Genomic DNA, 23035 nt, shown 5'->3' on the forward strand with positions numbered 1-23035 from the left:
CCTCAGAATGTGTTATTCCACAGCGACCAGGGTAGCCAATACAGCTCTCGAAAATATCGGCAACGGTTATGGCGCTATCGCATGACTCAGAGCATGAGCCGACGTGGTAACTGCTGGGATAATGCGCCCATGGAGCGTTTGTTTCGGAGCTTTAAGGCTGAATGGCTGCCGAGACTGGGGTATCGAAACATAAGTGAGGCAATGCGTGATGTGAGCTATTACCTGATGAATTATTATAACTGGCAACGGCCGCATCAATTTAACGATGGATGTCCACCTGCAAAGGCGGAAGTTCTGTCTAAACCCGTGTCCGGAATTAGTTGACCACTACAGTTTGTTCATTAAATAACCCTAAGAGGTATGCCTCATTTAAACTAAAAAACCCCATGTAAATGCTAAAAAGATATGAAATAGCTGCTGAGCCAGCGGCTCTAAATCTTCGCTCCTTGATTCCACGCAGGTAACTTGAGTAAGCATTTAATAATTTAACCAGAGTTTTGGCTGCACTAATCAATGCAATTACAATACTCACCATCAGCCCAGAGAAAACAAACTCTCCTACTCCTATTTTTAGCCCATTCATGAACAGAATCCTATAGATAGATAGCATGAAACTAAATGGAAGAAGGAAGACAGCAACCGTCAACAGGGTTGAAATAAGCTGATATTTTTTCTTGCTGACCACAATTTCTGAAATATTTGGCATGCTCTCTATCACAAATTGCCTTTTAATGAATTCAAACAAAGAATCTACCTACACCATTTTTTGCTAGAAAATTAAAATCAAGTTGGCAGGCACATTTTTATTATTTCGGGAATGAAAAAACTTGTGGGGGGCATTATTCATAAGACGATCTCCATTTCTCATTTCATTAAATCCATTTGCTTAACTAGCCACTATTGTTGAAAAGCGAATAATACGAAAATCTCAGCTAATCCGAATAATACAACGGCTGATTTTTCTTGTCGATTAAATACCCAATATAAATAAGCCCCGATTAATTATGATCAATCGGGGCTTATAACTGAAGTGAGTTTAGAAAGTACGATGTTCTGGGGCTATGAACCTTTTGGCCTTAGGTTACTTTGAACTCAGGTTTTGCCTTGAACTAGCACTGAAATCAGAAAGTGCATCTAATCATGCATAGAAATCTATAAAATGGCTGCTCGTTTTTGAGGATTGAGAGACAGTCTTTTCTCTATCTTTTTTCGTATCCATGCTAAAGCTGAATTGTGATGACTCGCTTTGATCCGATGAGCTCAGATGAACCTGCACAATCTCTTCTTCAGTATCGATTTGCAATAAGGCCTGATGCTGCCAACTGACATCGTTATCGTATCCAAAATAGGTTTTCTCAGACAACAAACCATTATCGCCATATTCTTGATATTGGCTATTAACCTTAACACCTGATCGAAGTAGCATGTTCAGTCTCATTGCTTATTCCGTCATTCCAACCTTATGGAGATATTCATCTTCAATATAAAGGTTAGTTTGGAATAAAAGATGAGCAGTTCTGAGTACTTCCCGTTACCAGCTTACTGAGCATCAGTATTCCATCAACAGGATTTTGATGCACACTGTTCTGAGTAGCTTGATGACCAATATTGTGACTTTCATAGTTGCTGTTGGCTTTGGCGTATTAGGATGTGCAACATATCAACGTGTTTATCACAGTCAAAGCAACGACAGCGTCTAGTCATCCCGACCTACAATATACTCTACATAAAACAGGCATTGCGCAGACGTTTTATGCTGTATTTTTCTATGATGGCATCCGCTATTTATGTACAGTACAGTTATGGATTACCTAAAATAAATAGAAACACTGAGAGAAAATGTATGAGCAGACTATATAACGATAAACATCGCGCCCTTCAGGATTTATTCAATAGCCGGGAGATGGCCGATCGGGTGGAGGAAGTGGCTTTGGTCACTGAAGTTGACGAGATGGCTAAGGGCTTTATCGAAAGCCGGGATATGTTTTTTCTGACTACGGTAGATGAGCGTGGTCGACCAACAGTGTCCTATAAAGGTGGTGAAGCAGGCAGCTTTGTTAAAGTGCTGGATGAAAAAACCCTTGCGTTCCCCAGTTATGACGGCAATGGTATGTATTACTCCATGGGTAATATTCAAGGCCACCCTGAAATCGGTCTGTTATTTATTGATTTTGAGAAACCGTATCGGATTCGTGTACAAGGCACAGCCGTTGCATCTAGCGACGATCCACTTTTGTCTGAATGGCAAGAAGCTGAAATGGTGGTACGCGTGACCGTTTCTGAACTATGGCAAAACTGTCCCCGCTATGTTCACCGCTATCAAAAAGTGAAAGACTCGCGTTATATCCCCAAACAAGAATGCAAAACACCTGTGGCAACATGGAAACGTATTGATAATATGCAAGACGTATTACGTGAACATGAATTAAATCAGGTAGCCGAAGAAGGTGGCACCATGCCGATTGAAGAATGGATGGAGTATATTCAGTCGGGTGATGAGAAGGCTTAACCTCTATCAAACACGTTTCTTCTGAGTACAATTAGTGGCTAATAAGCTAACCCTAAATATGCGTAAAACAGATAAAAAGTTAGATAACACCATACGATCATCATTAACTGATGTCTGTGAGCAGGCGTTGAAAGATATAGATGGTTTTCAGTGGTTAACCCACTTGGTGAATTATGACGATTACCCAAAGAGCTTAAAGGTAGTTTGTGTATTTGATACAAACCAGAATTTGAATAATTACCTTGAGTCTGATGAGAATCAAAGCATAGAGTCACTCATTCATTCTGAATTTCAGGCTACGGATATCAAGCTAAAACGGATTGCTGAGCATATTGCATACGATAGCGAAGAGGCCTGTCATCAACAGCATAATGGCAACTGGGCTATCAGACTGGGGTAATAGGTCTGCCGAACAAGCCTTTTTATTTTTTCTAAAAGCAGTATTTTTTGCTTAGGTTTTAGGTTTCTTGTGTTCTGACTCAAAATAACCAGCAAGCGTAATACACTCATATACTTATACGTCTGTAGTTTATACTGCACAGTATCTTTTCTTGGATACATTTGAGTGATATACCTCGAGCAATGAAAATACCAAAACAAATTCAGCCACTTGTTGATGATGGTCTTGTGGACGACGTGATTAGTCGTTTAATGAGCGGAAAGGAAGCCGATGTCTACGTTGTTCGATGTGGTGATGACATTCGCTGTGCCAAAGTTTATAAAGATGCCGTCAAACGAAGCTTTAAAAAAGCCGCCCAATATCAGGAAGGTCGAAAAGTGCGTAATAGTCGCCGTGGCCGCGCCATGGAAAAAGGCTCCAAATTCGGTCGTAAGCAGCAAGAAGAAACCTGGCAAAATGCCGAAGTGGATGCACTTTTCTTGCTGGCAAGTGCTGGCGTGCGTGTGCCTCAACCTTATGATTGCTTGAATGGCGTGTTATTGATGGAGCTCATCACAGATGAGGATGGTGATGTTGCACCTCGCCTCAATGATGTCTCCATGTCTGCTGAACAAGCCATTGAAGATCACCTTCTGGTCATGCATTCGGTGAAAAAGATGCTTTGTGCAGGCTTAGTTCATGGCGACTTGTCTGAATTTAATGTGCTGGTGGATGAAAATGGCCCAGTCATTATCGACCTACCTCAAGCCGTAAATGCCGTGGCAAATAATAATGCACAAGCCATGTTAAATCGCGATGTACAAAATATGACGCGTTACTACGCCCAGTTCGCACCAGAGTTACGCCATACCCATTATGAAAAAGAAATATGGTCATTGTTTGAGAATGGTAAATTACTGCCTGATACAGAACTCACAGGCCTGTTTGAAGAGAGTACTGAAGCAGCCGATGTCGATGCTGTGATGCTTGAAATTCAAGCTATTCTGGCTGAAGAACAAGAAAGAAAATTACGCTTACGTGATGAAGATGATTAATCAGCTATAAACCAATATGTTCTGCTTGATAACTTGAAGTCTCTCCTTCAATGCAACTCAATGTCAGAAGTAAAGTCGAAAGACGCATAGCGCTGGTGTTATTGCTTTCTATCAAGCTCACCATTCCGATGAATCAAGCAGAAGAGTATTTAAATCTATGAAAAAAGTGACCTTATTAATTATCTTTTTGTTGATTATCATCGGTGCCTTGAGCCTGATGCCATCAAATACCACCATCACCTATAATGGCGAGCAAGTCACGGGACCATTAAAACATCTGATAGAAGCCGGTGGCATTGTTTTTGTGCCCATCCTCTTACTTTGCATGGGTATATTGATGGCGTTCATGTTCACAGGCATTGGACTTGTCATTTTGGGTTTCCTGATGTTTTTCTGCCTGGTCTCTTTTTCTATGACCTTCCCGTTTCTTCTGCCATTCCTCATTCCTTTGTTCATTGTCTGGCTAGTTTTTGCATTCACACGCAAAGGTAAAACGAATGACGTCGATCACTCAAAGTAGATAACACGCTGTCAGTCAACATAGTTAAATAGGTCTATAAATAAAAAAGCCATCACACTCTATGATGGCTTTTTTGGTCTCATTAAAAATCTACTGAATAATCGATGGTATAGATATTTACCAGTTATAAGAAGCAGTAAGCGTCGCTGAGCGCTCTACCCCATAAAAACAGGCATAGCTACATGTGGCGTATCTTTTATCAAACAGATTATTAATATTTAAAGCCAGTTTCCACTCCGGTGACAAACTGTAGTTCACCACAGCATCGACTACCGTATATCCAGGCGCCTCAACCGTATTGGCAATGTTATAAGTTTCACCGATATAACGAATACCCGCGCCAGCACCTAGCCCTTTTAAGACATTAACAAATTGATAATCGGTCCAGAATGAAGCCATATTACGCGGTACATTGTTGGTGCGGTTGCCTTCGCTACCGTTATTACTTTTTGTCACTTCATTATCAATATAGGCATAAGCTGCTGTGAAATTCCATTGATTAAGGCTGGCTTTGGCTTCAAGCTCAAAGCCTTTTGACTCTACCTCGCCTTCTTGAACAAGAAATTTAGGATTGACTAAATCAGTAGTAGAAACATTTTTCTGAGTCAATTTATACACAGAAGCAGAAACTGAGTATGGCGCGCCTTCTGGTTGAAAACGTAAGCCAGCTTCATACTGCTGACCTTCCGTTGGTTTAAAGCTTACACCTGAAGCACCCTGCCCCAAGACAGGTTCGAATGACTCAGAATAGCTCACATAAGAAGCAAAGCCATTATCAAATAAATATACCAGTCCAGCCCGGCCAGTGTATGCATGATCATCATTATTTGAGGAAGTACCGGTTAGCTTATTGTCGGTATCAGATTTGAAGTTATCATAACGACCACCAAGCATAATTACCCATTTATCAGCGATCTTCAAATGTTCCTGGGCATAAAGGCCAAGTTTCTTGCTACTTTCAGCAGTGCTTCTGGCCGGCGAATTACTCATAAGAACAGTAGAGCCATAAACAGGGTTATAAATATCTAGAGCAGCAACATTTCCACTGTATTGAATACGTTCAAATTGATTTTTCTCATAATCCATACCAACTAAAGTAGTATGCTCCGTATTGCCCCAATCCCATTTGGCTTCGAATTGGTTATCAATAGTGAATGTCCGATTTTCATCATGACGGATATATGCTCCACGTGATAATAATCGCTGTGAGGAATCGAGTGAACCGATATAAATATCGTTGTAATCCGTTTCAGCATTGTAATAAATGACATTCTGACGAAAAGTGAGCGCATCATTAATATGATGGCTGAATAAATAACCTAATGTCTGATTACGCGTATCAAACTTATTAAAGTCAGGTTCACCAACAAATAAATCACGGTCGATATGACCATTTATATTATGTTCTACAGTCCCCTGAGACGGTAAACCATAAACAAACACAGTTTCGTTATGCTGGTAGTTAGCCAGTAATGTTAATGAAGTATCTTCACTTGGTTGCCAGCGCAAAGAAAACTGACCGAACTTGCGATCATCCGGCACATGATCGGTCATCGTGTCACTGTCTCGATACAGGCCAGTAAAACGATAAGATAAACTGCCATCATCCGTTAAAGCACCAGTAAAATCGCCTGCAAGCTGACGCCGGTCAAAACTACCAGCCTGCACTTTTAACTCACGCTTGGTTTCCGTTTCAGGCAACTTACTCACCATATTCACAATGCCACCCGGAGCAGCATTACCATACAATACTGATGCAGGCCCTTTGAGTACTTCTATACGCTCCATCGCATAAGGCTCTGAGACTCCACTAAAGGTATTGCGGGGTAACTTACTTCCATTGAGATAGATGGGTGATGACCCCGTCACATTGAAGCCACGAATAATCATGCCATCACTTGTTGTATTATCAGCCCCCATTGGAACGACACCTGGGGTATATTGCAATACTTGATTTAACGATTCCGCATTATGAATTTCTATTTCATCTGCTGTTACTACGTTCACTGCTTGCGGGGTTTCGATAAGCGGTATGTCAGCTTTTGCAGCAGTTATACTTCGTTTGGCGACATAGCCTGACACAGGTCCTAAGCCGGTCTCATCAATATAGTCACCTGACACACTCACTTTAGGTAACTCAACTTCATTAGATGAAGAACGATTTTCGATGCGATAGCTTTCGCCATCAATGGTGATGACTTGCAAACTTTGTCCCTCCAGCAACTGTTGCAAGCCCGCTTCTATTGAATACTGCCCTTTTAGTCCACGGCTTTGCTTACCCGACACTAAAGCAGGGTCAAAGGACAAGGTAATCTTTGCCTTGCTTGCAAACTGCCTGAGCACTCTGGATAAATCTCCCGAAGCAATGTTAAACACTTGTACTTGCTGACTTTGCTGAGTATCCGCTTGAACAACTGAAGAATAAGGGTATGAAATGATTAATGATGCAGAAAGTAGAAAAGCGGCTTTCAGCTTCTTGGATATAGGCTTTTGCAAAGCAGGTATGGTGTTAGTCTCTGACTGTGTAGTTTTTTTCATTGAGCTACCTGTTATTTATAAATGTAAATAGGATTTGTTTACATCTATAGCCGTAGCACAAAAGAAAAGAGGCCAAATTAATTTGGTTTATCGACAGTAACCCAATAAGGTGTTCGATAAACTAGGCTGATGGGTAAAGTATTCGCCAGATTTTTTAATACTGTATCGGTGTCATGCAGCTGAAATACACCACTGACTTTCAAGTTCGCTACGTCCGGGCTACAACGTAACCAACCATGTCTATAGCGACTAATTTCGTGAATAACATGACTTAATTTCTCATCATCAACGATGAGCTGCCCTTCGACCCAAGCCGAATCAGCAGTATGACTCGGCTTAGGGTGACTAATATCATATTGAGAAAAGACAGCTTTCTGCCCTGCTTGCAGCAGTTGCTTTTCGCCTGACAGAGTAGTCACTTCAACAGTATCTTGCTGCACACTGACTTCGATGCCATCAGACAGTTGATTTAACTGGAACACCGTACCTAATGCTTCGACCTGACCATACTGTGTTGTAACTATGAACGGACGCGAGAGTGAGTCTTTTGCTGTAGAGATCTGAATTTGACCCTCAATTAAATAAATCTGTCGGAGATGATCATCAAACAGAATATTCAGCGCTGTGTGAGTGTTCATTATGATCCGGGAACCATCAGCTAATATTTGTGTTTTTTGCTTACCAGTGGCGGTACTGAGATCAGCAGTCCAATTAGAAACGGGCAAAGTTTTAAACGCAATAACACCTGTAACAGGTACCACCAGCAAACCACTTAATAGTTTGATTAATTGTCGCCGATCCTTTTGCGATCTTTTTAGGACAGTATTGCCGAGACCACTGGGTACAGATTGAAATGACCGTGAAAGCGTTTGAGCCATTCTCCAGGCTTTTTGATGATCCTTGCTTTGATCATGCCAGCTATCAAATTGCTCTTGCTCCTGTTTAGTCAACGGAGATTCTTGTCTACGAATTAACCAATCGGCTGCTTCAGTAATAATTTTGTTAGGGGGACAGTCACTATTCACTGTCTTCAGACCAGCTAAATGTTAAACAATGAATATAGGCCTGTTGCATATCCCTTTTTACCGTTCGCAGAGAAATACCGAGCTTCTCTGCAATAGCAGCGTAGGTAAGACCATCCAGCTGAGAATATAAAAACACGGATTTCACGCGTTTTGGTAGACGCTCAAGAAGTCTATCAAGTTGCTCCAGTGTTTCTTTTAATAGATAAAGCGTCTCTTCAGACAGCTGCGTTAATTCTGGGATTTCATTTAAAGCTTGTTGATACGCTTTCTCCAATGATTTTTTACGAAAATAATCAACTACAAGCCCATTAGCAACAGTCCTGATATAGGCTTTGGGCTGCTCTATAGTAAATTCCTTTTGCTTGTACTGCGTTTGTAATATGCGAACAAACGTATCGTGAGTCAGATCCTCTGCCCGGTGCTGACACCCCAGTTTTTTTACTAACCAATTGAATAACCAAGGTTGGTTATCTTTGTATAAAGAATCGACCGATGGTTGTGACATACTACAACAACATAAAGATGATAATGAGATACATTAACATCTAGATATTTTTCTAGCAATGGCCGCTGATCAATTTCAATTACTTAGCCTTTATTACATAGACTAATAAGCCACCACAGGGGTAGTGGCTTTTCACGTCTCACTAAAAGTCTAATGAGTAACCGACGGTAAGCGTTCTACCTCGACCTTTGAAATTACGTGCATCAGAGCCATAACTGGTTTGTGATGAATAACTGAAATAATCCTTATTCAGTAAATTGGTGACGCCAGCATGAAGCTTACCGGTGGAGAGTTTATACGCCATGGTGGCATCAATCAGCCCATAGGCTTTGAACTGCTCTTCTTTCTTACCGGCTTCTTCATCAAAGTTACGGTCAAAGTTATAGCTCGCTTGCACAAATGACGATAATTTTGGCGACCATTCTGCCTGCCAGCTGGCAATTAATCGGTTAGGTGGAATATTTTGACCATTTAAATCACTGTCTACTTTGCCGTCACCATTACTGTCAAAGCGTCCACGGATATAGGAATAAGCCAGATTCAATTTATGGTCATCATTCACTCTCCAGCCTAAATTTGCTTCGGCACCATTGATTTCCTGTTTCTCACGATTAATGGTGTAATCAGTTTTATCAGCATTAGGAGAAAGTCTTGAGCCTAAATCAGAGTCAGATTCATAGTAGCTTACTTCTAAATCAACTGTTTCCCAGTTAAAACGTAAACCAATTTCTTTATTAGTGGTTAGGATTGGCTTCAAGTCCAGTAAGCTTTCAACACTAGCGTTAGACACTTCAACACTACGCAGCACTCGTCCAACATCAGGCATACCAAAGCCTTCAGAATAGTTAGCAAAGACACTCAACCAAGATAAAGGACTGACAACAATCCCACCATTAAACAGTGTTTCGCTATAGTCGGGGTTTCCTCCTTTTACCGTTACGCCACCACCTTTTGCAAACACGGTTTTATATGTATCAACATTTAACTCTGTATGTTCATAGCGAACACCAGCATTCAGTACCACCATATCTATAGGTTTAAACTGTAACTGTGCAAAAGGCGCATAATTTTTATGAATAATTTCAGGGGCATAACGTCGTCCAGTAAGAGCTAAATTTTGTGATGTATTGTCACGTAGTAAATCTAACCCTGTAGTGACTTTCAACTTATCATCAAATAAGCCATCCTTTACAAGCGTGAATTTAGCGCCTTTTTTTACGGATTCCACCTCAGTTTGATCGATCATGTCAGGTGCAAGAACAGGATCTTCAAAACTTGAAGATTTCAACGCCCCAAATAAAGCTTCAAACTCTTGTCTATATGCCTGAGCAATAAACTCCATGCCTGCTAAATCATAATTTTGATATTTGAGGCTGGTGGTTAATACACGGTTATAAGGAGCTTCACCGACTGGCGTACCTCTGACAGAAGTGGTTGGTTTGCCTTTATCAATATCACCGTCAACACTGATGTAGTCATTGCCACCTTTGATCTGATAACGGTTGAGTGAGGCCTCAATATGCTGATCATCGTTTATCCAGTAACCCAGCTTGGTGAACAGGTCATAACTCTTTGAGTTCATAATGTCGCCCTGCACATTATCAACACCAATTTCGGTGCCATCGGCATCCAGAAACACACCTTGTCTTTCGTAACTCAGCCCTAAGGTATATTCAAAATCATCTTTGCTACCGCTCAGATTGTAATCCGTGCGATAACCCGAGGTTTCATCACCAAACTCACCGGTTGGCGTGGTCATTTGCACATTGAGACTTTGTTTCAATGTGTCCTGGCTTGGCCGACGAGTAATAAAGTTGATAATGCCACCCGTCGCGCCAAGCCCATGAATGGCACTGGCACCGTGAATGACTTCAATACGTTCAACCATCGACATATCAATAGTATGGCCATCACGCTGGCCGTCACGTAATGGATTACTCTGTGGTACACCATCAATCAGAAACAAGGGTGAACGACCACGGAATGTTTCACCGCCACCGGTGAGCTTTTGGCGGCTAGGTGAAAATGACGGTAATAAGTTGCTTAAAATCTGAGAACTATCACTGTTCATATCCAACTGCTGTTCAATCTGAGCACGATTAATCACGGTCACAACTTGTGGTGAATCTTTTAGCTGTGTGTCAGAACGTGTTGAGGTGATCAACATATCGTCTAACTCAACACTTTGTTTCTGCTTCGGTGAAACAGCGACAGGCGTTGATTTTCTAACGATGGAATAACTGCCATTGCTTAATAACGTCGCTTTTAATCCAGTGCCAGATAATAACTCGGTCAGTAGCGCTGATGGCGCAGTTGATCCCTGATACGGTTTTGTCTTAATTCCTGCCACCACATCAGGGCTGAAGGAAACGGTGATCCCACTCTGTACAGCAAACTGGTTGAGTGCCGATTCAAGTGTGCCAGCTTGAATATGAAAGCTTTGTTGCTGAGTCACGCCGTCTGCATGACTGATATTTAACATGAGATCAGTGCTTGCCAAGGCTGTCGTTAACATTCCTGCCATGATGAGTTGTCGGCTTAATGGCGACAAAGTTAAAGGTAAGAAAGTGGTGTGTTTCATCACTGGTCCTGTTCGTTAATGTAGATAATGACGTTGCGATAACGCTGTTATCTGACAGGCCGAACGAGAAAGCAGAATCGTTAACCCCATTATTTAAAAAAATAATCAGACAGGTTCAACTTGTGCCCAAAAACGAGTGAAATAACGGACTTTGACAGGTAAGGTGCTACTAAGATTTTCCAGTACTGACTGGGTATCGTTAATATTAAATGCACCGGAAATACGTAGCGATGCCACGACAGGATCACAGCGAAGTGCGCCTTTGTGATAACGCCCAAGTTCATTTATAAATTGATCCAGCCGCCAGTTACTGACGATCAACATGCCCTGTGTCCAGGCGTCCGTATTCAAAGGCATCAAACTTAATGGGCTGTGTTTCAACGTATCAAAACTCATGCAATGACCGGCTTGCACTTTGACAGCTTTACTGGCTTTTTCTGATAGGACTTCCACAGCATGTTTGCTAACACCGACCCAGGTCTCGCCATCATTACATCGAACTTGAAAGCGGGTGCCTAGCGCCTTCACTCTTCCTTGTGCCGTTTTTACAATAAAATCCTGCTGTGGCATCCCTTTGCCAGTCTCAACAATGATTTCACCACGGTATAAAGTTAGCTCCCTGACATCATCACTAAAACTCACATCCAAAGCACTATTAGTGTTCAGAAACACGTTGCTGCCATCGGTCAGCTCTATGGTTTTATGTTCACCCGTGTCGGTACGGTATCGTGCCATCAGACTGGATAAAGCGCGCTGCTTGTAGGCCACACCACCAGCGCTGCCTACCGTTAAGACAACTACCAGTGTTTTGACTAATTGACGTCGTGACTGACGTGCTTTTTCCAACGTGCCTTGTCTGATTTCATTTGGGACTAATTGCAGTTGTTTTTGTAAACGTTCCACTCGCTTCCAGGCATCATAGTGACGACTATCAGCATCAAGCCATGCCTGATGTGCTTCGAATATGACATCTCCGGGCCGTGCATTGCGAAGATCCACAAACCAGCTGGCAGCCTGAGTCAAAATGTCTTCATTCAACTTCATGGTTTAATCTTCAAGTAATAACAGGCACTGCGTCATCGCCCAAATAAAATGTTTACGAACGGTTGTTACCGATACATTTAATTGTCTACTGATTTCAGCAAAGGACAATCCATCCAGTTGAGCCAGTAGAAAAATTTGTCGTCCCTGTTCACTCATTGCATCCAGCATTTTTTCGACCTGTAATAAGGTATCGATAATGAGATGATGCTGTTCAGCAGAAATAGTATGTTGTTCTGGCAGAGTTTCCAGTGTATCAAGATAGGCTTGTTCAACCGTGCGACGACGGAAAAAGTCCACCAACAAACCACGAGCAATACTGCTTAAATAGGCTTTAGGTGAATTGAATTCATGCTCTCGTCCCTTCATCAATACCTTGATGAAGGTTTCCTGCGTCAAATCCTGAGCTTGCTCAACATTATTTAATCGGGAACGGATCCAGCTCTGAAGCCAATGATGATGCTCTGTATAAAGTGATTCCAGCGATTGCACAGCCATTATTAATAGAACTACTTCACAATTGATAATGAGATACATTATTGTTTTGAGAGTTATATATCAATAGTGTCTAGGGTTTATGTTTGAATTTTAAGGATTATTTTTAATGGAAAAAAGCATAATATTAATAATTAATTCAGTTAAATAAATTCGTTGAAAGTTAAGGAACGTCATGGCTCAAAACCCGTTTTACGTATATGCCCTAAAAGATCCTAGACAAAAACCTGCAAAGCCATTTTATATCGGCAAAGGGACAGGTAATCGAGCTTGGGAACATCAAACAAGAATAGACGACTCAATCAAGGGAAAAGTGATTCATGAGATACACGAAGCAGGTCTAGACGTCTTACATACTGTTATTTCAGATAATCTCACCGAAGAACAGGCTTTAAAAATTGAAGCTGAATTAATATCTGCTTTTGGCATTGCATCTCACGGAGGTTTATTAACTAATAAAGTACGTCCAAACCCTGAAAATATATCTAAGAAAGTCAAAGTTAATATCCCTAATGGCTGTTATGAAAAAGCACAAATGGGCTTGGAGTTATTAAAATCGGCTGTAATGGAATTAGCTAAAGCTAATCCTTCAGGTATAAAAAATTCAGATGCAGCGAAGTACCTTGGACTTCAATCTGATTATGGTGGAGGCTCAAAGGATTATCTCAGTTACAGCATTCTGGGTATCTTAATGAAAGATGGACGCATTACTCGCAATGATAAGAAAAAGCATAAAGCAAACTCAGAATAATCCAGCACCAAATTAGTGCTCGCCCACCACTTTAAGTTTGGTGGCAATAAAGTCTTTATGGGAAACGTATAACAAACTGGCGAGCTTACGAATCACATGTTCTTCAATATCTTGTAGATCGTGATCGGCCCAGGCAATTTGCCAGAGCATTTCTATCAGTTCAATTTTCTCTTGTTCGTTATAGTGCTGATTAATGTCTGCCGTAAAGCGGTAAAAGTCAGTGGCGTCGTCATGAGCTCTTTGGGCATCTGCAATCAATTTTTCTGCATCGCTGTCTTCAACATTAAAATGTGTGGCGAGAATATGCCGTAACATCGCCTTTTCCGTCTCATGCTGTTCATTATCAACCGCAATGATTTCAATCATTAAAGCAACGGCAGCAAGTATTTTAGATTGCTGTTGATTGGCTAAATAGCTATCGGTGTTTTCACCTAAGGTGGATGAAAATATCTGTTTTAATTTTTCGATCATAGTTATCTCCTGCAAGCAAAACCGACTGCCAGCAGTTAAATAAAGTTCATTTCGCTACTTAGCTTTTACAATAACGGCAGCTTGGTAACGTGGTTTTCCATAACCAATCATTCGATTAAATTCTTTGTGCGTAACCGGAATATATCCGCTGTCGGTGACACTTTTATTGTCATCCCAGTCCACATCCGGATCATGAAAATAAACAAAGGTGTCGGAAACAGACACTACCAGAATCCAGTGGGGTGATTTACTTTGATTAAGCCGATAAGAGCTTATCAGCACCAGCGCCAGTGAGCCTTTGGATAAGTATTTTCTTAACAATGCCGCATCCACTGAGGCTTTGACTTGTTTAATATCGGACTTGGCTATCTTTTCAATAAAGTCCTGATGCACGCATTCAATGACAGACTTTTTTTCTTCACTACGTACACCATTGATAAAGGGAATATCGTCTGAGTTACAGACTAAGGTAGTTTTCAAACCACGTTCATTGGCGGCTAACGCCAGCCCTTGCGGACTACAACCGCCATGACCGGATGTCATAAAAATCGTGGTGGCTTCACGCCATAATTGCAATTCAAGCTGGCGAGTAAGTGCTAACTCATTGTCCACGCTTTTCATCGCCATCATCAGGCAGGCTGGTCCGCAGGTAAATTCGGTTGATTGAGAGTAATGTGCAACTTCTGGATGGGTGACCTCTGGTACATGATGCAACACTTTCATCATGCGGATAGCATCGGCATGGTCTTCATAAAAGTCAGTGACGATATCAAATGGTTGATAGCCTAACTTTTCATAGAGCTTGATCGCCCCGACATTATCAGGACGAACTTCTAAACGCAGAAAACTCCGGCCATCATCCAGTGCCTGAGTCTCGGCTTCCTGCATTAATTTCGCTGCGATACCGGCTTTACGATAATCAGCATCAACGGCTAATGAGTAAACACGGCCAAGTGATGTGCCTTGTGAGTAGAGTAACAACACATATCCAACCAACTTATCGTTAGTTGTCGCCACCAGCAATAAGCTGTGGCCTCTTTTGATCATCCATTTGAAGCTGCGCCTTGAAATACGATCGGTTTCAAAGCACGCTTCTTCTATGTTACTGAGTGCATTAACATCATCAAGACTAGCCTCGCGGAGTAAAAACTCAGCGGGCGTTGTGGTTGGCATGTTCAGTTAGTCCATCTATGGCCATTTCAATGACCTGGCGCCCCCGAAACAGCACCAGTTCCTGCCACTGTTTTTGATCAGGGCAGAAAAAGTCCTGCATGGCATGCTTCACATCCAGCGTGGCATCATCGGACCAGTCCATTTTGCCTTTCTGCTGTAAATCCTGATCATCCGATAACACCTGTAACATCTGCTGAGTACCAAAGGTACCGAATTCCAGCGTTAGGAAACATATATTGTCACCTAGCTGATGCCAATAATAATCGTGTAGTCCAAACTTCAAACCTGAAGTAGACGTGCCCAATGCAGGCTCGGTCACCGTAGCACCGAATAATTCAAGAGCATATTGTTGCCCTTGACTCTCGACAGGGTGCTCACAAATAAGCTCACCAAAACCATAGGGGCCTAAACCTGTGTGGATATCAATCAAGATCACTTGTTTACGCTTGGCAGGTTTAATTTGTGCTGCCAGCTCTTCGATGAGTTGACGAGACCATGTTGGTTCTTTGCCACCAAAATATGGGGCTGACGGTTGTTCATATTGGCCTTCGGATAATAAATCGAATTTTTCTCTGTCCTGCGCCACCGTCGCGATATCTGTTTTCCCTTGCTCCAGATCTTTCCATATTGCAGCCGCTTGGGAAGTCGGAAGCGTTTTATCAAAATCGACAAAGTTGCGATTCACATCCACACCCTGCTCATCACCTCGACTTGCCCAGGCAAAGCCCCATGGATTAATCGCGTGAACAAGCACCACACACACATCCGGAGGAAGTCGGCGATAACGTGTGACAAAATCGGCCTGAATGGCAGAGCCAGCGCCACCTTCAACGCCATGCAAACCTGAAATTAAGACAATGATATTTTCTGCTTTTGGATTGCCCGCCCAAGCGATATCACAAAACAATTTTTCGTTTTTTGGGCCTTTCAGCGGATGAATATGATGCGTCAACCTTTCAATAATCGAACTGGTTTCAACATTATCAATAAATTTATCTCTCGCACTGGAATAGCGCTGCGAAAATACACTTAAAACGGCATCGGCATACATTTTTAACAGACCTCCTGTGCAAAATTTTCGCGAAGAATATGTGAGTTTTGCCATTTTGACCAGCAAATAAAATGGGATGCAAAAATTTTTATCACATCACTGCGTTAATCATTTTATGATGCGCTTTTAATACGCCTATTCCGGCGACTAACAGTAAGGGCAAACCATGACTAAGCACTTGATAGTAGTTGAAAATATTGACGATTGGCGTCCTTACTTTCCCAGCGAACAAGTAATTGATGTCGATACCTATCTGCAATCCTTGTCGCAAAATACACAGGCACCTGCGCAAATCATCAACTTATGTCGTAGCCTGGATTACCTTAGCCGCGGCTATTACTGTTCGATGGTTGCCGAAGCACGAGGCCACCGTGTTTTGCCTGGACTACGCACCATTAATGACTTATCTCGTAAAAGTCTTTATGCCTATGACTTATCGGATTTATCAACGCAATTAGATAAACAGCTCGGCATGGGCGCTTCAGAAGAAAGTTTTGTATTAAAAATCTGTTTTGGGCAAACACCAGTGACCTCATTACAAAAACTGGCCAGACAATTATTTGAACAATTCCCTTGCCCGATTCTGGAAGTGGAGTTTAGTTTTAACACACACTGGATTATCAGCCAGATAAAAGCCGGCGCGATTAATAAGCTGAGTGAAACAGAGCAAGATTTCTTTGCTGAAGCGCTGGATAGCTTTAGTCATCGCCTATGGCGGAAACCCGCCAAACGCCGTCAGTTTCGCTACGATATGGCTATCTTGCATAACCCGAAAGAAGCTATGCCGTCCAGCGACAGGGCCGCATTAAAGAAATTTATTAGCAGTGGTCGCCGTCTTGGTATTGATGTTGAACTCATCACACCAAAAGACTACATCCGTCTGGCCGAATATGACGCCTTGTTTATCCGTGAAACCACGGCCACACATAATCACACCTATAAATTTGCTCGCCGGGCAGAAAGTGAAGGTTTGGTGGTGATTGATGATCCCACCTCGATCATTCGCTGTACCAACAAAATTTATTTGAAAGAGCTTTTGTCAGCCAACAATCTGCCAATGCCGGATTCACACCTTTTATACCGCAATGACACGACTGGTTTAGACAAACTCTGTGAAACAGCAACCTTCCCGTTGGTAATGAAGATTCCTGACGGCGCATTTTCAGAAGGTGTGATTAAAGTCAATAATGCGGAAGAACTACGCGAACAAGCACCGACGTTTTTCCAGCAATCGGCCATTATTCTGTTACAGGAATTTATGTACACCGACTATGACTGGCGTATCGGTATGTTTAACAACAAACCTATCTATGCTTGTCAGTACTTTATGAGTAAAGGTCATTGGCAAATCTATAATCACAACACTAAAAAAGGTACCTCCAGTGGTAAGTCTTCTGCTATTCCTATCAGCGAAGTGCCGGAAAAAGTACTGAAAATTGCGACAAAAGCAGCAAAACTGATTGGAAATGGTTTGTATGGTCTCGATATCAAACAAAGTGGTAACCGTATCGTGATTATCGAAATTAATGACAACCCCAGCATTGATAGTGGTGTCGAGGATAACTACCTTGGCATGGCCTTATACGATGACATTATGCGTGAGTTTTTAAGGCGCCTGGAAGAACGTCGGGCAACCCGTCATTAAACAATCGTAGAAACAAAAAAGGCGCTGAAAATCAGCGCCTTTTTTATTTAACAAGCCGTTTCTGGTTTAGAAACTGTAACTTGCTCCAATCTGGAAATTACGTTTCTGCCCAGGGAAGAAACGATAACTTCCAAATGCATAATCAGCTCGATCAGCGTATTCTTCATTTAGAATATTTTTGACCTGTCCATGCAAAGTCAGCTTCTCTGTCACTTTTGTTTCAACACGTAAATTCAGTAAGTCATGACCGTCATATTTGTGTTCATTTGAAGGGTCTAAGTAGTAGTCCCCCATATGTTGCCACTCTAGTTCAGCACGGCTACGCGGGTTAACATCCCATCCAAGACGGACATTAGCGATATGTCTTGGTGCAGTATCAATTTCATTACCAGACAGCACTTCACTTGCTGTATTAGTAAAGTCATAGGTATGTTTGGCATAGGTGTAATTCACAGCTAAATCAAATTGTTCAAATAAAGGCATTGAAAGTGCCACTTCTACACCACGGTGTTTTGTCTTGCCATCAGTCACATTTAGTCCATCAGAGTCACGGAAGAAAAAGTTTCTCTTTTTCATATAGAACAAACTCACTTCGTAGTCGATGATAGCTACCGTTCCACGTGAACCCACTTCTATACTATCCAATTTCTCAGAATCCATATCACCCACAGTTTGCTGATTTTGTAGTCGATACAAGTCAGTTGTTTGAGGTGCACGATTACCTCGTGAGTAATTCGCAAATAGGCTGTGATCCTGGTTTAGTGCATACACGATACCAAGTTTAGGGCTCCAATCATTGAATGTATCTTCTCTGTTTCCTGGTCTGAGATATAAACATTCTGATGGCGAGGCAAAGCATGGACTTCCATCTGCTTCACCTGTACCCGAAGCTACATTATTGTCGTAATCATAATTAACATGCTCGAAACGTAAGCCTGTTGTCGCACGCCACTTCTCGGCAAGTTGCCACTCAGCATGGACATAAGGTGCAATAGTCGTTGCCACAACATCATAGTCATAGTGAGTGCCCTGCTGCCTGTTTTTACCAAAAGCAGTATAACTAGCGCGCTGTTGCGTCTCTTTCAGACTACCATCGGTGTACTCTAAATCTGTTCCAAAAATAACTTTATGACCACCATCCAAGTCCATATAGTAGGCAATCTGAGTTCCTAAACTTGTGTGTTCATTTTCCTCAATGGCTCGTGAAGGTAAATAATGCTGCCTAAATTTCATACGGTTATCACGAAAATATGGCGTAATGCTCAATATATCGCCATTCGCCATGACATGGTCCCAGCGCGTATGTAATCGAACAGAGTGCCAATCACGGAATGCATCAGGATCATCATTCGTTTTCATCAACGAAGTATCTTCATAAGCCTTTTCATCATCCGACTCTACAAAACCTGCAGTTTCTTGATTTAAATTAAAAGCGGAGAAGACGGTTGTAAACGTATCACCATTGTCAGCGTAGTAATCATGACGAGCTGTAATTTTTTGTTGCCCGTATTCTTCATCATCACGCCAACCTCCAAAATCAGTCCCACTAAAACTGACACGATATCCATGTTTCCCAACGGTATCACTGACAGTACCTTTCAATTTATAAAGGTCATCCGATCCGACGGTGACATCAAGAATTCTTTCCAAATCGAGTGATGGAGGTCTGGAAAGCACATTTATCAGGCCATGTACGGCATTAGAACCATACAACGCGCTACCTGGACCTCTAACAACTTCAATACTGTCTGCCCACTCATAATCAGCTTCTGCCAAGCCATTATTATTGGCAAATCCGGCTGCTCGTAATGGAATACCATCTTCCATAAAGAGAAAAGCACCCGCAGCACCGGGACCGGTTAATACTGGTGAACGGATGGCGACTAATGATTCAGCGCCATTCCCGCGTTGAATATTCACACCGCTTACGCGTGCGAGAGTTTCTTCAATATGGTCAGCATTGATAAGATCAATCTCTTGTTCAGAGACTTTGCCAGTATTACCTGCTAACTCTCTGAGTGATGTTTCTGATCTAGTACCTGTTACTACCATTTCTCCTAAGGAAATATCATCTTCGCTAGTATCTTCTGCAAAGGCGGGTTGCCATATTGTGGTCGCTGCAGCAGCCACCATGAATGTGAGTTGTTTCTTTGAAAACATAATCCAATTCTCTCTCGTCAATGATCATTAATTTCGTAATGGGGTCGAATTCTCCCATACAGGGCGTTTCAATACATCAGAAAAATCCCTAACCCCATTGAAAACAGAGACTGAAATCCCCAAATACATGATCGAGATCAATTTCAGGTACATAATCCATTTATGGAATACAAAGACTATTACAAAATTTTGGGTGTCGCCCGTGACGCTTCTCAGGACGAGATAAAAAAAGCCTATCGGAAACTGGCCAGAAAATATCATCCTGACGTCAGTAAAGAAGCAAACGCTGAAGATAAATTTAAAGAGGTAGGTGAAGCCTACGAAGTCTTACGTGACGAACAAAAACGGGCTCAATACGATCAGTTCGGTAGTAACTATCGTCACGGTCAATCATTTAACCCACCTCCAGGTTGGGATGATCATGCTGGCTTTGGTGGTGGCAACTTCAGTAGTTTCTTTGAAAACATGTTTGGCGGCATGGGAGGCATGGGCGGCGGCATGGGAGATAACTTCTTTGCCCGTGGTGAAGATGTGAATGCCAAAATTACCATCTCATTAGAAGATGCGTTTAATGGTGCAGCCAAAACGATTCGGCGTCCGGCTGGTGCCAGTCAGTCAGGCACTATTAATGTAAAGATCCCTGCAGGCATTGCCTCTGGTAAAAAAATTCGTTTGTCAGGCCAGGGTAAATCGGGTGGTGGCGGCAAGTCGGGTGACTTATATCTTGAAGTCAATATTGCACCACATCCTCATTTCCGTCTGGAAGATAAGGACGTCTATTTAGATTTACCCATTACACCTTGGGAGGCTGCATTAGGTGGAAAAGTGACCGTGCCGACATTAGCTGGAAAAATTAATCTGACCATTCCGGCAGGTGCACGCAGCGGCCAAAAAATGCGTTTGAAAGGTCGTGGACTGCCTGGCAAAGAACCTGGCGATGAATTTGTGGTCTTGCAAATAATGGTTCCACCAGCAAATAACGATAAAGCGAAGAAGCTTTACCAGCAGATGGCGGAAGAACTGGCTTTTAACCCGCGAGAATCGCTGGAATAATTTTTATCGGGAGGCGTTGTGAAGTTCAGCTTTAAATCATCCATTGTTTGGTTAGCCGCATTTGTTTTAATTGCTCAAGTTGCCTCGGCAGCACTGCCAATTAACTGGTTTTCTGATAAAGACGAGATGCCCTCTTTGGCACCGATGCTTGATCGCACTAAACCTGCCGTGGTCAATATAGCGACAAAAAGTGAAGTCAGAGTTCAAGACAACCCTTTTATGAACGATCCCTTTTTCAGGCACTTTTTTAATGTGCCTGAACAGCCAAGGGTGAGACAACGCCAAAGTTTAGGTTCTGGCGTCATTATTGATGCTAAAGAAGGTCTGGTTATTACCAATAATCATGTGATTCGTGGTGCTGATGAAGTAACAGTTTCACTAAATGACGGACGCACCTTCCAGGCCGATATTGTTGGTAGTGATCCTGCCACCGATGTCGCGCTTATTAAGATTCCTGCTGAAAACTTATCCGCCCTGCCACTGGCCAATTCAGACTCTCTGCGTGTAGGCGACTTTGTGGTGGCCATCGGCAATCCATTTGGTCTAGGACAAACAGTGACTTCAGGTATCGTCAGTGCTTTAGGCAGAAGTGGGCTAGGCATAGAAGGTTATGAAAACTTTATCCAAACTGATGCTTCAATTAACCCCGGTAACTCTGGCGGCGCCTTAGTTAACTTGCGTGGTGAGCTGGTAGGTATTAACACTGCCATTTTCTCACCGGGTGGCGCCTCATCCGGCAATATCGGTATCGGCTTTGCTATTCCCAGTAATCTGGTCAAGCAAATCAGCGATCAGCTCTTAGAACATGGTGAAGTTCAGCGTGCTTATCTGGGCGTGCAAATGCAGGATATTACGCCTGAGCTGGCTCAAGCATTTAATATCAAATCTCAACAAGGTGCTGTTGTTAGCCATGTTATTCCTGATTCAGCTGCCGCAGTTGCTGGCTTAAAAGTAGGTGATGTCATTACTGCCGTTGATGGTACGCGGTTAATTAACGCGGATAGTCTGAGAAATACCATTGGATTGATGGTCGTTGGCCAAACCGTCAAACTCGATATCATTCGAAATGGCAAAGCAAAAACCATCAAAGCGACCGTTAAACAAACGCGTAAAACCGCATCTGATGGCTTGGTACATCCAAAATTATCTGGTGCGACCTTTGGTGATATTGAGCAAGACTCGCCTTATTACGGACAAGTTGAAGGTGTTGTGATTTATTCGGTAAAACGTGGCAGCCCAGCCTGGCAAGCAGGTTTGAGACCTGATGACATTATCACTTCAGTGAATCGTCAATCGGTATCGTCACTGGAGCAGTTCAAGCCAATGGTCAGCAATGAGAAGGAATTATTACTGAATATCATCCGCGGTCGACGCGCGATGTTCTTATTACTGAAGTAAGCCAAAAGACTAAGGAGCCTGAAATAATCCAGGCTCCTTTTTATTTAGTCTCTGGTCAAATCAAGTTTTTGGGTGAAGACATACACACTGTTAATAAATAACGACCACTCTACATGTAGTTCATCATCCGTTGGTGCATCAATCGAAATCATATATTCCAGATAGCGTACACCCGCATCAGGACCATTGGTAGCATGCTCTCGTTGATTAGCTTCAATATGTCGTCCATTCATACTCAGCGTATATAAATTCTTTATATTAATTAGATCGAGTCTATCTGAACGAGTAACACCTTCAGCCGGAAACTTTTTTTCTAACTGTGCCCTAAACAAAACGTTACCGCTTTCTCTTACTTCAGCTTTGACTTGCATCTTTTTTTGCAATCTTTCAGGGTGACGCTCTGGGCCTTTACAGTGAATTTCTTCTCCGGTCCCAGACCATTTCCCTTTAAGTTTTTTCAGAAACTGCAGCTGTTTCTCATTTTTATCAACACGAAGACTTTTATCAATATCACGATACTTATCTCCCAATGACTGCGCTGTCGGTGATTCTTGATAACATTCGTAGGCGGCGACAACTGGTGAATGTATACACCAACCCAAAATCAACATCAGAAGACAATATTTTTTCATTACTTAACTTCCATTTACCACGTTATGAAATAGGATCAAAAGCTTTTCAACAA

Annotated in this window: 22 protein-coding genes; 9 read left to right on the forward strand and 13 right to left on the reverse strand. The window is 42.2% G+C overall.

All coding sequences use genetic code 11. The features are described from left to right. The coding region (locus BM232_RS03795; RefSeq protein ID WP_143092254.1) for an integrase core domain-containing protein at positions 1–324 on the forward strand (324 nt) is incomplete at its 5' end. On the opposite strand, the gene BM232_RS03800 is transcribed toward BM232_RS03795, so the two are convergent. Beyond that, on the reverse strand, positions 317–706 hold the full coding sequence (locus BM232_RS03800) for a hypothetical protein (protein WP_143092255.1): 390 nt from the start codon (positions 704–706) through the stop codon (positions 317–319). The genes BM232_RS03795 and BM232_RS03800 overlap by 8 nt on opposite strands. Positions 707–1138: 432 nt before the next feature. Further along, positions 1139–1438, reverse strand: a complete 300-nt coding sequence (locus tag BM232_RS03805; RefSeq protein ID WP_143092256.1) for a hypothetical protein — start codon at positions 1436–1438, stop codon at positions 1139–1141. 405 nt (positions 1439–1843) lie between these two features. On the opposite strand from BM232_RS03805, the gene BM232_RS03810 reads away from it, so the two are divergent. The 4 genes from BM232_RS03810 to BM232_RS03825 all read left to right on the forward strand — a co-directional run bounded on the left by BM232_RS03810 (position 1844) and on the right by BM232_RS03825 (position 4463). Continuing rightward, on the forward strand, positions 1844–2509 hold the full coding sequence (locus BM232_RS03810) for a pyridoxamine 5'-phosphate oxidase family protein (RefSeq protein ID WP_091711857.1): 666 nt from the start codon (positions 1844–1846) through the stop codon (positions 2507–2509). 34 nt (positions 2510–2543) lie between these two features. After that, a complete protein-coding gene (locus BM232_RS03815; protein ID WP_245752808.1) occupies positions 2544–2909 on the forward strand; it encodes a Fis family transcriptional regulator in 366 nt (121 codons plus the stop codon). A 161-nt stretch (positions 2910–3070) separates the two neighbouring features. After that, positions 3071–3943 (forward strand): PA4780 family RIO1-like protein kinase, encoded by an 873-nt coding sequence (locus BM232_RS03820; protein WP_218153293.1) that lies wholly within the window; start codon positions 3071–3073, stop codon positions 3941–3943. A gap of 157 nt (positions 3944–4100) precedes the next feature. Continuing rightward, a complete protein-coding gene (locus tag BM232_RS03825) occupies positions 4101–4463 on the forward strand; it encodes a hypothetical protein (protein WP_091711860.1) in 363 nt (120 codons plus the stop codon). Between the two features lie 117 nt (positions 4464–4580). Here the strand turns inward: BM232_RS03825 and BM232_RS03830 are convergent, their stop codons facing one another. The 6 genes from BM232_RS03830 to BM232_RS03855 form a co-directional block, all read right to left on the reverse strand. Then, positions 4581–7001: a TonB-dependent siderophore receptor gene (locus tag BM232_RS03830; protein WP_091711861.1), complete on the reverse strand. Its 2421-nt coding sequence runs from the start codon at positions 6999–7001 to the stop codon at positions 4581–4583. Positions 7002–7078: 77 nt separating this feature from the next. Next, entirely contained in the window at positions 7079–8026 is a 948-nt protein-coding gene (locus BM232_RS03835; protein ID WP_091711862.1) for a FecR domain-containing protein, read from the reverse strand. Further along, positions 8019–8531: a sigma-70 family RNA polymerase sigma factor gene (locus BM232_RS03840; protein ID WP_091711863.1), complete on the reverse strand. Its 513-nt coding sequence runs from the start codon at positions 8529–8531 to the stop codon at positions 8019–8021. The genes BM232_RS03835 and BM232_RS03840 overlap by 8 nt, the downstream gene beginning before the upstream one ends. 142 nt (positions 8532–8673) lie before the next feature. Beyond that, positions 8674–11112, reverse strand: coding sequence for a TonB-dependent receptor (locus BM232_RS03845; protein WP_091711864.1), 2439 nt, complete (start codon positions 11110–11112; stop codon positions 8674–8676). A gap of 105 nt (positions 11113–11217) precedes the next feature. After that, positions 11218–12156 carry a FecR domain-containing protein gene (locus BM232_RS03850; protein ID WP_091711865.1) on the reverse strand — a complete coding sequence of 313 codons (939 nt, stop codon included), beginning with the start codon at positions 12154–12156 and terminating at the stop codon, positions 11218–11220. 3 nt (positions 12157–12159) lie between these two features. Continuing rightward, positions 12160–12651: a sigma-70 family RNA polymerase sigma factor gene (locus BM232_RS03855; protein ID WP_091711866.1), complete on the reverse strand. Its 492-nt coding sequence runs from the start codon at positions 12649–12651 to the stop codon at positions 12160–12162. A 172-nt stretch (positions 12652–12823) separates the two neighbouring features. Here BM232_RS03855 and BM232_RS03860 point away from each other — a divergent pair, with 172 nt between their 5' ends. Further along, complete coding sequence (locus tag BM232_RS03860) at positions 12824–13399, forward strand: GIY-YIG nuclease family protein (RefSeq protein WP_091711867.1); 576 nt, start codon at positions 12824–12826, stop codon at positions 13397–13399. Positions 13400–13411: 12 nt separating this feature from the next. Here the strand turns inward: BM232_RS03860 and BM232_RS03865 are convergent, their stop codons facing one another. Genes BM232_RS03865 through BM232_RS03875 form a run of 3 tightly spaced genes read right to left on the reverse strand, consistent with a single transcriptional unit; the run spans position 13412 to position 16094 of the window. Continuing rightward, positions 13412–13870: a tellurite resistance TerB family protein gene (locus BM232_RS03865; protein ID WP_091711868.1), complete on the reverse strand. Its 459-nt coding sequence runs from the start codon at positions 13868–13870 to the stop codon at positions 13412–13414. 54 nt (positions 13871–13924) lie between these two features. Next, on the reverse strand, positions 13925–15043 hold the full coding sequence (locus BM232_RS03870) for a GNAT family N-acetyltransferase/peptidase C39 family protein (RefSeq protein WP_091711869.1): 1119 nt from the start codon (positions 15041–15043) through the stop codon (positions 13925–13927). After that, on the reverse strand, positions 15021–16094 hold the full coding sequence (locus BM232_RS03875; protein ID WP_091711870.1) for a DUF2817 domain-containing protein: 1074 nt from the start codon (positions 16092–16094) through the stop codon (positions 15021–15023). Before BM232_RS03875 ends, BM232_RS03870 begins: the two co-directional genes overlap by 23 nt. A 166-nt stretch (positions 16095–16260) precedes the next feature. Here BM232_RS03875 and BM232_RS03880 point away from each other — a divergent pair, with 166 nt between their 5' ends. Continuing rightward, positions 16261–17739, forward strand: a complete 1479-nt coding sequence (locus BM232_RS03880) for a RimK family protein (RefSeq protein ID WP_091711871.1) — start codon at positions 16261–16263, stop codon at positions 17737–17739. A gap of 66 nt (positions 17740–17805) precedes the next feature. Here BM232_RS03880 and BM232_RS03885 read toward each other — a convergent pair whose 3' ends face one another. Beyond that, positions 17806–19899 (reverse strand): TonB-dependent receptor, encoded by a 2094-nt coding sequence (locus tag BM232_RS03885; RefSeq protein WP_091711872.1) that lies wholly within the window; start codon positions 19897–19899, stop codon positions 17806–17808. 162 nt (positions 19900–20061) lie between these two features. Between BM232_RS03885 and BM232_RS03890 the strand changes: the two genes are divergently transcribed. Both BM232_RS03890 and BM232_RS03895 read left to right on the forward strand, forming a co-directional pair. Further along, on the forward strand, positions 20062–20952 hold the full coding sequence (locus BM232_RS03890; RefSeq protein WP_091711873.1) for a DnaJ C-terminal domain-containing protein: 891 nt from the start codon (positions 20062–20064) through the stop codon (positions 20950–20952). A gap of 18 nt (positions 20953–20970) precedes the next feature. After that, complete coding sequence (locus tag BM232_RS03895; protein ID WP_091711874.1) at positions 20971–22350, forward strand: DegQ family serine endoprotease; 1380 nt, start codon at positions 20971–20973, stop codon at positions 22348–22350. A gap of 44 nt (positions 22351–22394) precedes the next feature. Here BM232_RS03895 and BM232_RS03900 read toward each other — a convergent pair whose 3' ends face one another. Further along, entirely contained in the window at positions 22395–22982 is a 588-nt protein-coding gene (locus tag BM232_RS03900; RefSeq protein ID WP_091711875.1) for a hypothetical protein, read from the reverse strand. Positions 22983–23035 lie beyond the last annotated feature (53 nt).

The sequence above is a fragment of the Methylophaga sulfidovorans genome (genome assembly GCF_900114205.1).
Taxonomy (GTDB): domain Bacteria; phylum Pseudomonadota; class Gammaproteobacteria; order Nitrosococcales; family Methylophagaceae; genus Methylophaga; species Methylophaga sulfidovorans.

Excerpts from the sequence above, each read along its gene's own strand:
- BM232_RS03865 (WP_091711868.1), bottom strand. The coding sequence starts at position 13,870 with ATGATCGAAAAATTAAAACAGATATTTTCATCCACCTTAGGTGAAAAC.
- BM232_RS03900 (WP_091711875.1), bottom strand. The coding sequence starts at position 22,982 with ATGAAAAAATATTGTCTTCTGATGTTGATTTTGGGTTGGTGTATACAT.
- BM232_RS03885 (WP_091711872.1), bottom strand. The coding sequence starts at position 19,899 with ATGTTTTCAAAGAAACAACTCACATTCATGGTGGCTGCTGCAGCGACC.
- BM232_RS03825 (WP_091711860.1), top strand. The coding sequence starts at position 4,101 with ATGAAAAAAGTGACCTTATTAATTATCTTTTTGTTGATTATCATCGGT.
- BM232_RS03880 (WP_091711871.1), top strand. The coding sequence starts at position 16,261 with ATGACTAAGCACTTGATAGTAGTTGAAAATATTGACGATTGGCGTCCT.
- BM232_RS03850 (WP_091711865.1), bottom strand. The coding sequence starts at position 12,156 with ATGAAGTTGAATGAAGACATTTTGACTCAGGCTGCCAGCTGGTTTGTG.
- BM232_RS03870 (WP_091711869.1), bottom strand. The coding sequence starts at position 15,043 with ATGCCAACCACAACGCCCGCTGAGTTTTTACTCCGCGAGGCTAGTCTT.
- BM232_RS03875 (WP_091711870.1), bottom strand. The coding sequence starts at position 16,094 with ATGTATGCCGATGCCGTTTTAAGTGTATTTTCGCAGCGCTATTCCAGT.
- BM232_RS03805 (WP_143092256.1), bottom strand. The coding sequence starts at position 1,438 with ATGAGACTGAACATGCTACTTCGATCAGGTGTTAAGGTTAATAGCCAA.
- BM232_RS03810 (WP_091711857.1), top strand. The coding sequence starts at position 1,844 with ATGAGCAGACTATATAACGATAAACATCGCGCCCTTCAGGATTTATTC.
- BM232_RS03800 (WP_143092255.1), bottom strand. The coding sequence starts at position 706 with ATGCCAAATATTTCAGAAATTGTGGTCAGCAAGAAAAAATATCAGCTT.
- BM232_RS03840 (WP_091711863.1), bottom strand. The coding sequence starts at position 8,531 with ATGTCACAACCATCGGTCGATTCTTTATACAAAGATAACCAACCTTGG.
- BM232_RS03860 (WP_091711867.1), top strand. The coding sequence starts at position 12,824 with ATGGCTCAAAACCCGTTTTACGTATATGCCCTAAAAGATCCTAGACAA.
- BM232_RS03890 (WP_091711873.1), top strand. The coding sequence starts at position 20,062 with ATGGAATACAAAGACTATTACAAAATTTTGGGTGTCGCCCGTGACGCT.
- BM232_RS03845 (WP_091711864.1), bottom strand. The coding sequence starts at position 11,112 with ATGAAACACACCACTTTCTTACCTTTAACTTTGTCGCCATTAAGCCGA.
- BM232_RS03830 (WP_091711861.1), bottom strand. The coding sequence starts at position 7,001 with ATGAAAAAAACTACACAGTCAGAGACTAACACCATACCTGCTTTGCAA.
- BM232_RS03855 (WP_091711866.1), bottom strand. The coding sequence starts at position 12,651 with ATGGCTGTGCAATCGCTGGAATCACTTTATACAGAGCATCATCATTGG.